The 11,589-nt window shown below is 60.7% G+C and carries 8 protein-coding genes; all 8 read left to right on the forward strand.

Going from position 1 to position 11,589, the window contains the following annotated elements:
• Positions 1–144 precede the first annotated feature (144 nt).
• The 8 genes from EI185_RS05460 (at position 145) to glcF (ending at position 11,047) form a co-directional block, all read left to right on the forward strand.
• The gene (locus tag EI185_RS05460) at positions 145–1,104 is read left to right on the forward strand and encodes an AEC family transporter (protein WP_223247688.1); all 960 of its coding nucleotides are present in this window, start codon (positions 145–147) and stop codon (positions 1,102–1,104) included.
• A gap of 371 nt (positions 1,105–1,475) precedes the next feature.
• Positions 1,476–2,357: a 2-hydroxy-3-oxopropionate reductase gene (locus EI185_RS05465; RefSeq protein WP_124704128.1), complete on the forward strand. Its 882-nt coding sequence runs from the start codon at positions 1,476–1,478 to the stop codon at positions 2,355–2,357.
• Positions 2,358–2,367: 10 nt separating this feature from the next.
• Complete coding sequence (locus tag EI185_RS05470; RefSeq protein ID WP_124704118.1) at positions 2,368–3,315, forward strand: D-2-hydroxyacid dehydrogenase; 948 nt, start codon at positions 2,368–2,370, stop codon at positions 3,313–3,315.
• Positions 3,316–3,459: 144 nt separating this feature from the next.
• Positions 3,460–5,682: a phosphoketolase family protein gene (locus EI185_RS05475; RefSeq protein WP_124704119.1), complete on the forward strand. Its 2,223-nt coding sequence runs from the start codon at positions 3,460–3,462 to the stop codon at positions 5,680–5,682.
• Positions 5,683–5,853: 171 nt separating this feature from the next.
• On the forward strand, positions 5,854–7,170 hold the full coding sequence (locus tag EI185_RS05480; RefSeq protein ID WP_223247689.1) for a four-carbon acid sugar kinase family protein: 1,317 nt from the start codon (positions 5,854–5,856) through the stop codon (positions 7,168–7,170).
• Positions 7,171–7,310: 140 nt separating this feature from the next.
• Positions 7,311–8,765, forward strand: coding sequence for an FAD-linked oxidase C-terminal domain-containing protein (locus EI185_RS05485; RefSeq protein WP_124704121.1), 1,455 nt, complete (start codon positions 7,311–7,313; stop codon positions 8,763–8,765).
• A 9-nt stretch (positions 8,766–8,774) separates the two neighbouring features.
• Positions 8,775–9,821: a glycolate oxidase subunit GlcE gene (glcE, locus tag EI185_RS05490; protein WP_124704122.1), complete on the forward strand. Its 1,047-nt coding sequence runs from the start codon at positions 8,775–8,777 to the stop codon at positions 9,819–9,821.
• A gap of 2 nt (positions 9,822–9,823) precedes the next feature.
• Positions 9,824–11,047 carry a glycolate oxidase subunit GlcF gene (glcF, locus tag EI185_RS05495; RefSeq protein ID WP_124704123.1) on the forward strand — a complete coding sequence of 408 codons (1,224 nt, stop codon included), beginning with the start codon at positions 9,824–9,826 and terminating at the stop codon, positions 11,045–11,047.
• The last annotated feature ends 542 nt before the right edge of the window (positions 11,048–11,589 follow it).

The raw sequence follows: 11,589 nt of genomic DNA on the forward strand, positions 1-11,589 counted from the left end.
CGTGTTTTTCGTGGACCCATCGCTTTTTAGAATTACCGGTTTAAAGATAGCGCAGCAGCATGGAATGCAGCGAATTGATGCCAGCCGGGTTTCGCCACTGCGCGCTCGTGCGCATGTTTATTCATACCGGAATGTTACGAAAACATGGATCTGAATCATCTGGCCAAATTGATGATCGAGGTAATGCTCCCCATCGCCATCCTGGTTGGCGCAGGAGCAATTTGGCCAGGCTACTTCCAGGAAGTCCCCAGCAAGACCTTGCGCATCCAGCTCAACCGGCTGGTACTCAACCTGTTTTTCCCGGCCATCCTGTTTTCCATCGCGGCGACCACACCGATTACGCCCGGGCTGTTGCTGGTACCGCTGCTGGGCGGGATCGGCTCGCTGCTGGCCGCCGTCGTGCTGTATCTCCTGCTTTATCACTCGCCGGTGGGACGCAATTTGCACAACGGCACGCGCGCTGCGCTGGTCGTGGGAGGCATGTTCGGCAATACCTTTTTCATCGGTATGCCGGTGCTGACTTTTCTGTATGGCCCGCAGGCAGCCCGCTATCCGGCTTTCCATGACATGCTGATGACCATGCCGCTGGTATGGAGCCTGGGTGTGTGGATTTGTACCCGGCTCGGCCCGCCGGAAGCAAGCGTCGGACGCCAGCCCATCTGGCGCGTGATGCTGGGGATGCCGCCGATCTGGGCATTCATTATCGGCGCCACATTGCATGTCACCGGTCTGGCCTTCGAACCGCTGGTTCATGCTGCCCGGATGATCGGCGAGGCCACCATTCCGATCATGATGTTCGTGCTCGGCCTGTCCATTCCATGGCGCAAACTAAGGCCAAACGGTGTGATTCTGACGACGGCTGCTGTCAAGCTGCTGCTGATGCCGCTGCTGGCATGGATCGCCGCGAAACTGCTGTTTGCGCCGGCGAATGAGCCGCAATATGCCGCAGTCATCGAGACGGCCATGCCCACCATGCTGACTATATTGATTCTGACCGACCGCTTTCACCTGGATACTGAAGCGGGAGCGCTACTGGTAGGATGGAGTACGCTGCTGTTCTGGTTCACGTTGCCGTTCAGCCTATGGCTGGTCCATCAATTCTAAAAAGTATTTTTTTGGCATTGATCCGGAAAGGAAAAGTTTAAGCCACAGAGAACACAGAGGCCACAGAGAGAGCACGGCTTTTGAGGTGAATTTTCCTTGGTGGACGAGTCCCGGAAAGGCGCCCATAAGTTATTTCTACTCTGTGTTCTCTGTGCACTCCGTGGCCAAAATCGTTTAAGGAAAAGTTTAAGCCACAGAGAACACAGAGGCCACAGAGAGAGCACGGCTTTTGAGGTGAATTTTCCTTGATGGACGAATCCTAGAAAGCCACCGATAAGTTGTTTTTACTCTGTGTTCTCTGTGCTCTCCGTGGCCAAAATTCTTTTTGAATTAAGTATTTTTGAAAACCTGATCGAGGAGACACCATGTCTATCAATACCGGTTTCATTGGCCCTGGCATCATGGGCTATCCGATGGCAATCAACCTGATCAAGGGCGGCCATTCACTGCACGCATTTGCACGTCGCGCAGAAGCCCTGCAAAGGCTGACCGCGGCAGGCGCTACGGGCTGCGCTTCGCCAGCCGAAGTCGCGGCACATGCAGATATCATTTTCACCATCGTTTCGGATACACCGGACGTTGAAGCCGTGTTATTCGGCGAGCACGGCGTGGTGCATGGCGCCCGGCCTGGCTCCGTGGTGGTAGACATGAGCACCATTTCGCCTACCGCCACCAAGACGTTCGCAGCACGCCTGGCAACCCATGGCATCGAAATGCTGGACGCACCGGTTTCCGGCGGCGAAACCGGTGCGATCAACGCCACCCTGTCTATCATGGTGGGCGGCAAGCCTGAGGTATTCGAACGCGTCAAACCGCTGTTCGAATGCATGGGCAAGAACATCGTCCACGTCGGCGACAGCGGCGCCGGACAGGTCGCCAAGGCCTGCAACCAGATCGTGGTGGCGGTGACCATCGAGGCCGTGGCAGAAGCGCTGACCTTTGCGCGCCGCAACGGCGCCGACCCGGCCAAGGTGCGCGCGGCGCTGATGGGCGGCTTTGCCGGCAGCAAGATCATGGAAGTGCACGGCCAGCGCATCCTGGACAACGATTTCAAGCCCGGTTTCAAGGTTGGCCTGCACCAGAAGGACATGCGCATCGTCATGGAGACTGCGCATCAGTTGGGCGTGGCTCTCCCCGCCGCCGCTCTGGTCACCCAACACCTCAATGCCCTGATGGGCAGCGGCGATGCGGATCTGGATTCTGCTGCAGTGGTCAAAGTGCTGGAACGCATGTCCGGCAAAGGTAATGACTAGGGTTGCGGCAATGGAAAAAATCGTCTTTCTGGATTCTGACAGCATCATTGCCGACATCCGGCGTCCGGCTTTTCCGCACCAGTGGGTGGACTATCCGGCTACAGCGCCAGATCAGGTCGTGCCGCGGCTTGCCGATGCCAGCATCGCGATCACCAACAAGGTCATGCTGCGCCGGGAAATACTGGAGCAATTGCCCGGCCTGAAGATGGTCGCAGTGGCCGCCACCGGCACCGACAATGTGGACATCGCCTGTTGCCGCGAACGCAATATCGTGGCGTCCAACATCCGCAACTATTCGGTGCATACCGTCCCCGAACACGTCTTCATGCTGATGCTGGCGCTGCGCCGCAACATGCTGGCGTTTCGAGCCGACCTGCGCGACGGCGCATGGCAGCGCGCCGACCAGTTCTGCCTGTTCACCCACCCGGTGCGCGACCTGCACGGCAGCACTTTGGGATTGATCGGCCACGGTGCCATTGGTCAAGCGGTGCAGCGGCTCGCGCTGGCGTTCGGAATGAAAGTACTGATCGTGGAACATAAGGGTGCCACCACGATACGTCCGGGTTATACAGATTTCGACAGCGCACTTCAGGAAAGCGACGTCCTCTCCCTGCATTTGCCGCTCAACCCGAAAACCCGGCACTTGATCGGCGCCCGTGAATTCGGGCTGATGAAATCCAGTGCGCTGCTCATCAATACCGCACGCGGCGGTCTGGTGGATGAATCCGCGCTGCTCGATGCATTGCGGGCCGGGCAGATAGGCGGCGCAGGCTTCGACGTGCTGGACACCGAGCCGCCGCGGCAGGGCAATCCGTTGCTGGACCTGGATTTACCCAATTTCATCCTGACTCCGCATATTGCTTGGTCGAGCCGGGAAGCCATGCAGACCCTCGCCGACCAGCTCATCGACAACATCGAAGCTTTTTTCCACGGCACCCCGCAAAACCGCGTCGCCTGACCAAGGTGTTTGAATAAATTGCAATTGTGCAGGGGGTTTGTTAGTATTTCTCATACAGCGAATTTGTATTTCACGATACGAAATTTAAGACGGCAGATCCGCTCTGCTACCGCAACGGTTTTCTGAATTTTTCTGGAGACGAAAATGAGCACGGAAAAGAAATTGATCGAACCCCAAACCATCCCAGCGTTTTGCCAGGGCATACAGTATTTCGCGGAATCCATGCCGGATTTCGCACAAATGGGCGATACGCCATGCCTGTCGGAAAATGTACCTGGCGTAAAAGACGCCAGTGCCAGCAAAGCCGCCTACCAGACCTTGCTGGTAGCCGACGGCTTGCGCTATCTCACCCTGCAGGTGACCGGCGCCAAATCCTCGGGCCATCCCGGCGGCTTCGCCAGCAGCGCCGAGGCCTATGCTTCCATGGTGATGCTGGGTCATACCAATATCGTGACTGAAGTCGGCCACCATGCGCCGGGCTTCTACAGCGCAATGTTCCTCGACACTTCGCTCGAGGAAATGGGCATCACCACGGTGCAGCAGATGCGTGACCGCTTCCGCGAAAGCCACGGGCTGCTGGGCCACCTGTCCGGCGCCATTCCCGGCCTGCTGGCGCCCGCCGGCCCATTGGGCCAGGGCCAGCACTTCGCCATGGCCGGCGCCCTGCTCCACCCCGGCAAACTGTTCCCTGTGACCATCGGCGACGGCGGCCTGGGCGAGCCGTACATCATGAGTGCCATGGTGCACTTCAATACCGCCTATCCCAAGGCCACCAACTTCCTGCCCATCCTGGTGTGGAACGGCTACTCCCAGGAACATCACAGCATGGTTTCGACCTGGGACAATGCGCGCATGACGGCCTACTGGAAGGCGCACGGCTTCAAGCACGTGTATCTGGTCGACGCCAAGGAATTCGACGACCAGAATCAGGACGGCGCCTATGTCGACAGCTCGCTGTTCGCGTGGGAAAAACGCGTGGCATTTGCCGGTGCAGTGCTGAAAGCCAGCGATGCCGCCGCACAACATGCGCTTAACGGCGAGTTGTCGGTGCTGATCCTCAAGCAACTGAAAGGCACCGGCGTGCATGCCACCGGTTCCAAGTCGCACAACCTCTACGCCCATCACACTCTGGAGAGCGCAGACGTCGTGTCCGGACTGCAACGCCGCGCGCTATCCACCGCAGCGTGGGAACTGGTACGCGAGAATTTCCGCCATGCCGGCGGCGGCCCGGCCGTGAAAACCGTAGTGACGGAATTCGAGCTGGATCTGCCCGACCTCGGCGAACTGCCGCTGACCGAATTCGAACCCGGCAAGGAAAACAAAATACCGACCACCGCGTTTGGTGAAGTCGTCGGCGCAGTGGGCAAGCGCGATCCGCGCTTCATCGTCACCAATGCCGACGGCAACGAAGCCTCGGCCATGGCCAACATCAACAAGGCCTTGACCATCCGCCACCCGACGGTGGACGAACTGTACTTCCAGGGCCCGAACGGCCAGGTTTACGAGCCGCTCAACGAGGATGCCTGTGCCGGTCTGGCCGCTGCCGTGTCGCTGTTCGGCGGCAGATCGCTGTGGTGCTCGTATGAGTCCTTCGTCATCAACGGCCTGCCGATCTGGCAGACCGTGATCCAGGCGATGGCCGAACTGCGCCGCAAAACCCCCAGCACGGTGACGCTGTTCACCGCCGGCGCACTGGAGCAGGGACGCAATGGCTGGACCCATCAGCGCCCGGAGGTCGAGGCCTACTTCGCCGCCATGATGCGCAACGGCAATGTGTTTCCGCTGTTCCCGACTGACGCCAACTCGATTCAGGCGGCTTACGAATGGGCGCTGAAAACCCACAATAAAGGCATCGTGATCACCGCCTCGAAAACGCCGCTACCGGTACGCACCACGCTGGCACAAAGCCGCACTGCAATCGAGGAAGGCGCGATCACTTTGCTGGATCAGAATGGCAACGGCAAAGTCGTGTTCGCAGTCACCGGCGACATGGTGCTGCTGCCGGTATTCGAAGCAGCCGAAGCCCTGGCCAAGCAAGGCGTGGGCGTGCGCATCGTCTCGGTGGTCAACCCGCGTCGCCTGTATCGTCCTACCGACGTTTCCTGGAACACGGTGTCGCAGCCCGACGGCAAGTTCATGAGCGATGCGGATTTCGATGCGCTGTTCCACGGCGATGCGCTGATCGCCGTCAGCGGCGGTCCCTCCGCGATGCTGGAGCCGGTACTGCTGAGAACGCGTGCGGCCCGTCGTGAAACCTTCTGCTGGCAGCGCGGCGAAACCACCGCGACCGCAGGTCAATTATTCGACCTCAACGGTATGAACGCCAAGGCGCTGGAACAGCGTGCGCAGGCCTTGCTTGGGAATTAAAAGCTGAAAAGGGTTTAATCCTAAAACCGCAATTCAAGCCACAGAGAGCACAGATGGATATAAGAGGTTGTCGTAAATATTGGCTCGCCTATCAGGCGAGCTGGAATATATGCGAAACCCGCCCCAACTCTGTGCTCTCAGTGGCTAACTGTTTTTTTCAGGTTAATTACGATGCAACCAAAAATCATTGTTCTGGACGACGACCCCACCGGCTCACAGACCGTGCATGGTTGTCTGCTGCTCACCCGCTGGGATGTAGCGACGCTCAAGCAGGGTCTGGCGGATGCTTCGCCGCTGATGTTTGTGCTCACCAACACCCGCGGGATGGGTGCCGCCGAGGCAGCGCAAATCACGCGCGAGGTATGCCACAACCTGAAGCTGGCAATGGCGGGATTTGATCGTCCGGCCCTGTTCATCAGCCGCTCCGACTCGACCCTGCGCGGTCACTATCCGGTGGAAACCGATGTGATGGCCGAAGAGCTCGGTCCGTTCGACGCGCATTTTCTGGTCCCCGCTTTTTTCGAAGGCGGGCGTTTCACTGTGGACAGCGTGCATTACCTGAAAGTGGACGGCAAGGCCGTGCCGGTGCACGAAACCGAATTCGCGCGCGATTCCGTGTTCGGCTACCGTCACAGTTTTCTACCCGACTATGTCGAAGAAAAAACCCAGGGCAGGATCAAAGCCGACGAAGTGGTGCGCTTCACCCTGGACAATATTCGCGCCGGCACGCTGGACCGATTGATGGCGCTGCAAGGGAATGCTTGCTGCGTGGTGGATGCGGAAAACCAGACCGACCTCAACCGCTTCGCCGACGACCTCGAACAGGCCGCCAGCCGGGGCAAGCGCTTCCTGTTCCGCAGCGCCGCCAGTCTGCTCACCGCGCTGGCCAAACTGCCGCCGCAACCGGTACCCGCCGAGGACATGCGGCGCTACGTCAAGGATGGCCGTCCCGGCGTGGTGGTGGTCGGTTCGCATGTCAAGAAAACCACCGAGCAACTTGCCGTGTTGCTGCAGCAAAAAGGCGTCGTTGCCGTGGAAGTCGATGTCAGCCGGATGCCGGAACAGAGCCAGGCATTGCTCCAGAAAGTGCTGGCGCAAGTTGCTCGTGCTCACCAAAGTGGCCTGACGCCGGTGATCTTCACCAGCCGGGTCGAACGCCAGTTTCCCGACCAGGCAACGCGCCTGGCGTTCGGCGAACACGTTTCCGGTTTCCTGATGGACGTAGTGCACGGTCTGCCCGCCACCATCGGTTTCATCATCAGCAAGGGCGGCATCACTTCCAACGACATGCTGAGCAAGGGATTGGCATTGCCCACTGCGCGACTGGTGGGACAGATACTGGCCGGTTGCAGCGTGGTATTGACGCCCGCCGACCACCCGTTCCCCGAGATTCCGGTAGTGATCTTCCCCGGCAATGTGGGCGATGCCAACGCGCTGACGCAAGCCTGGCAACGCCTGGTCGCGCCAAAACCAGGTGGCAGTGAATAATCGAGGGCAGTAGAATTACCTTTCCCTTCGAATCAGCCTGAAAATCGCGATTTGATCCACCTCAGGGTATCGGGATGAAAATGAGTTTTGCGGTAATTTTGTCCCTGTCTTCAACCGGCCAATAGCGTTTTCACGTAACCATGATCAGCGCTTCCCTTATCCGCGATTTACAAACCTTGCTTCCCGCCTCGGCGGTGCTGTCCGTGCGTGAAGACGTAGCACCCTATGCATCGGATGGCCTGTCCGCATTTCAATGCCAGCCGGGCGTGGTGGTGCTGCCCGACACCGAGACCCAGGTCATCGCCATTTTGCGGCTGTGCCATGCGGCCGGGGTGCCGGTCATTGCGCGCGGCGCTGGCACCGGCTTGTCCGGCGGTGCACTGCCGCGCGAGGACGCCGTGCTGCTGGGGCTGGCCAAATTCAACAAAATCCTGCATCTGGACCCGCTGGCGCGCACCATGCGCGTGCAGCCCGGCGTGCGCAATCTCGCCATTTCCGAGGCCGCTGCCCCGCACGGGCTTTACTATGCGCCGGACCCGTCCTCGCAGATTGCCTGTTCCATCGGCGGCAACGTGGCGGAAAACTCCGGCGGCGTGCATTGCCTGAAATACGGCCTCACGGTGAACAACGTCATGCGCGTGCGCGCGGTGACCATCGACGGCGAGGTGCTGGAACTCGGCGGCGAAGCGCTGGACAGCCCGGGCTACGACCTGCTGGCACTGATGCACGGTTCGGAAGGCATGCTCGCCGTGATCACCGAAGTCACCGTCAAACTGCTCGCCAAACCGGAACGCGCGCAAGTGGTGCTGGCGGCTTTTGACCGCATCGAAACGGCGGGTGCCGCGGTGAGCGCCATCATCGCCGGCGGCATCCTGCCGGCCGGCCTGGAGATGATGGACAAACCCGCGATCGAGGCAGCGGAGGCTTTTGTCCACGCCGGTTACCCGCTCGACGCCGCCGCCATTCTGCTGGTGGAAGTGGACGGCACCAACGAGGAGGTGTCCGACGATGTGCTGCGCGTACACGACATCCTCGCCGTCAGCGGCGCCACCGAATTTCGTACCGCCAGCAACGAGGCCGAACGTCTCAAATTCTGGGCCGGGCGCAAAAACGCTTTCCCCGCCGTAGGGCGCCTGTCGCCGGACTATTACTGCATGGACGGCACCATTCCACGCCGCGCGCTGCCCACCGTGCTGCACGGCATCGCCCTGTTGTCCGCGCAATACGGACTGCGCGTCGCCAACGTGTTTCACGCCGGCGACGGCAACCTGCATCCGCTCATCCTCTACGATGCCAACACCCCCGGCGAACTGGAAAAAACCGAAGCCTTCGGCGCAAAAATCCTCGAGCTGTGCGTCGCCCATGGCGGCACCATTACCGGCGAACACGGTGTCGGCGTGGAAAAAATCGACCAGATGTGCGTCCAGTTCCGCCCGCTCGAATTGCAGGCTTTCCACGCCGTCAAGGCCGCGTTCGACCCGCAGGGATTATTGAACCCGGGCAAGGCCGTACCCACCCTGCACCGCTGCGCCGAACTGGGCGCGATGCACGTGCATGGCGGGCAACTGCCGCATCCTGAATTACCGCGATTCTGACAGGCGCCCATGCAAGCAATCATTGACCAGGTACACGCCGCCATCGCCGCACAAACGCCGCTGCAAATCCGCGCCGGCGGCAGCAAGGACTGGTACGGCAATGCGCCGACCGGCCAACTGCTCGATCTTTCCGCACACAGCGGCATCGTCGAATACGAGCCGGTGGAACTGGTGCTGACCGCAAAAGCCGGCACCCCGCTGGCCGAAATCGAAGCCGTGCTCGCCGCCAACGGGCAGATGCTGTCGTTCGAGCCGCCGCATTACGGCGCACACGCCACGCTGGGCGGCACCCTGGCGTGCGGCTTCGCCGGGCCGCGCCGCGCCTTTGCCGGCAGCGCGCGCGACGCGCTGCTCGGCGTGCAGTTGCTGGATGGCCGCGGCGACGTGCTCAACTTCGGCGGCAAAGTCATCAAGAACGTCGCCGGTTATGATGTATCGCGTCTGATGGCGGGCGCCATGGGTACGCTCGGTGTGATCCTGCAAGCCTCGTTCAAAGTGCTGCCCCGCCCCGCCCAGGAGGTCACCCTGCAATTCGAGCTCGATCAGGACAACGCCATCCTCCGCATGAATCAGCTCGCCGGCCTGCCGCTGCCCATTTCCGCCGCCGCCTGGGTCGGCGGCGTGATGATGCTGCGGCTGGAAGGGAGCGGCCCGGGCATTCATGCTGCGCAAGTGAAGCTGGGCGGTGAAGTGAACCCGCACGGCGCCGCTTTCTGGCTCGCCGCACGCGAGCAAACTGCCGCGCTGTTCGGCGGCGATATGCCGCTATGGCGCCTGTCGGTGCCCGCCACCACGCCGCCCATTGACCTGCCCGGCAAACAGGCCGTCACCTGGGGTGGGGCGCAGCGCTGGCTCAAGTCCGATGTCCCGGCCGGGCACATCCGCAGCGCTGCGGCCGAGGCAGGCGGTCATGCCACGCTGTTTCGCGCGGCGGACAAATCCGCCGGCGTATTCCAGCCGCTGCCCAAAGCCATGCTTGCGCTGCACCAGCGCCTGAAACAACAATTCGACCCGCACGGCATACTCAATCGCGGGCGACTCTACGCGGAGTTCTGACCATGCAAACCCAGCTTGCCGATTTCATCCGCGACACGCCCGAAGGGGTTGAAGCCGAACGCATCCTGCGCAGCTGCGTGCATTGCGGTTTTTGCCTGGCCACCTGCCCCACCTATCAAATCCTCGGCGACGAACTGGATTCGCCGCGTGGGCGCATCTACCTGATGAAGCAGTATCTGGAAAGCGGTGAGGTATCAGAAAAAACCCAGCTGCACCTGGATCGCTGTCTCACCTGCCGCAATTGCGAAACCACCTGCCCGTCCGGGGTGGAATACTCGAAACTGCTGGATATCGGTCGCAACCTGATCGAAAAACAGGTTGCGCGCAGCCCGCGGGCTGCCCTGCAACGCTACGCCCTGCGTCAGGTGCTGCCGCGCCCAACCCTGTTTTCCAGCCTGCTCGCGTTGGGACACGCGGCACGCCCCTTCTTGCCCGCCAGCCTGAAATCAAAACTACCCGAGAAACAGAATTCTTCATCTCGTCCGCAAGCGCGCCATGCACGCCACATGCTGGTTCTGGAAGGCTGCGTACAGCCCGCACTGGCGCCCAACATCAACGCGGCGGCGGCGCGGCTGCTGGATAAGATCGGCATTTCGCTGGTTGCGGCAGATAAAGCCGGCTGCTGCGGCGCGGTCAGCTACCACCTCAACGCCCGGGACGAAGGACTGGATTACATGCGCCGCAACATCGACGCGTGGTGGCCGCATATCGAGGCGGGCGCAGAAGCCATCGTGATGACCGCCTCCGGCTGCGGCGTCACAGTCAAGGAATATGGGCATTACCTGCAACACGATCCGGCCTATGCTGCTAAAGCCGCGCAGGTTTCAGCCTTGACGCGCGACCTCAGCGAAGTCTTGCTGGCCGAAGCCGAGTTGCTCAAAAGCCGGTATGTGCCGCTGCCCAAGCCGCGCGCACGCGTCGCCTTCCATGCGCCGTGCACACTGCAGCACGGCCAGAAAATCACCGGCGTGGTGGAAGCTCTGCTCACCGTGGCCGGGTTTGAGGTGATATCGGTCAGCGAGTCAAACCTGTGCTGCGGCTCGGCGGGCACCTACTCGATCCTGCAGCCGGAAATTTCCACCCAGTTGCGCGAACGTAAACTCGGCCACCTGCAGGCGCGCCAGCCCGAAGTCATTGCGACAGCCAATATCGGCTGCCTGACGCATCTGCAATCCGGCACCGCCACGCCGGTTCGGCACTGGATAGAATTGCTGGACGAAACTTAAACTGCCAGGGAACAGTTCGAGGTCTTGAGTCAACAAAGGGCGTGAAGCGTGAAGAGTCCCCAGAAAGAAGAATTATGGTGTCTGACCCTCATGGGCAGAACACCCTGTCCGGGCAAAGCCCGGACAGGTCAAGACAATATGAACATGCGCAACGCGCGTGACCCCACGTTCTTTGAAATTCCCCTTCTGCGCCGCTTCGTCCGAGCCGGGCAGGCGGGAGATTCAGGCGAGCACTGTTCGAGCTCCGCAGCAGCTTGCGGTTTGTGCAAGCTGTCAGGGCGAGTTGCGCAGCCCCCGTCTGACCGGCTCGGACGAAGGTATCCCGAAGGGACGGCACAGTGGGGTGGCCTTCTTTTGGGTTACCTTTTCTTGGCCACACAAGAAAAGGTGACTAGCCGCCGGGCTACCCCCGGCAAAGCATGTTCAGGCAATTTAATCCAAGACATGACCCAATACTGTTCGGTTAACTATCTTTATGCCACACTACGCTCATCGTCTTTCTGGAGCGAGCCATGGCGCGAACCAAAGCGGTATTGGGAGCG

Origin of the sequence: Sulfuriferula multivorans (genome assembly GCF_003851125.1) — a bacterium.
GTDB classification, from domain to species: Bacteria; Pseudomonadota; Gammaproteobacteria; order Burkholderiales; family Sulfuriferulaceae; genus Sulfuriferula; species Sulfuriferula multivorans.

Bases quoted from the DNA above. Each gene is read 5' to 3' on its own strand.
- EI185_RS05460 (WP_223247688.1), top strand. From the start codon at position 145: ATGGATCTGAATCATCTGGCCAAATTGATGATCGAGGTAATGCTCCCC.
- EI185_RS05470 (WP_124704118.1), top strand. From the start codon at position 2,368: ATGGAAAAAATCGTCTTTCTGGATTCTGACAGCATCATTGCCGACATC.
- EI185_RS05475 (WP_124704119.1), top strand. From the start codon at position 3,460: ATGAGCACGGAAAAGAAATTGATCGAACCCCAAACCATCCCAGCGTTT.
- EI185_RS05480 (WP_223247689.1), top strand. From the start codon at position 5,854: ATGCAACCAAAAATCATTGTTCTGGACGACGACCCCACCGGCTCACAG.
- EI185_RS05485 (WP_124704121.1), top strand. From the start codon at position 7,311: ATGATCAGCGCTTCCCTTATCCGCGATTTACAAACCTTGCTTCCCGCC.
- glcE (WP_124704122.1), top strand. From the start codon at position 8,775: ATGCAAGCAATCATTGACCAGGTACACGCCGCCATCGCCGCACAAACG.
- glcF (WP_124704123.1), top strand. From the start codon at position 9,824: ATGCAAACCCAGCTTGCCGATTTCATCCGCGACACGCCCGAAGGGGTT.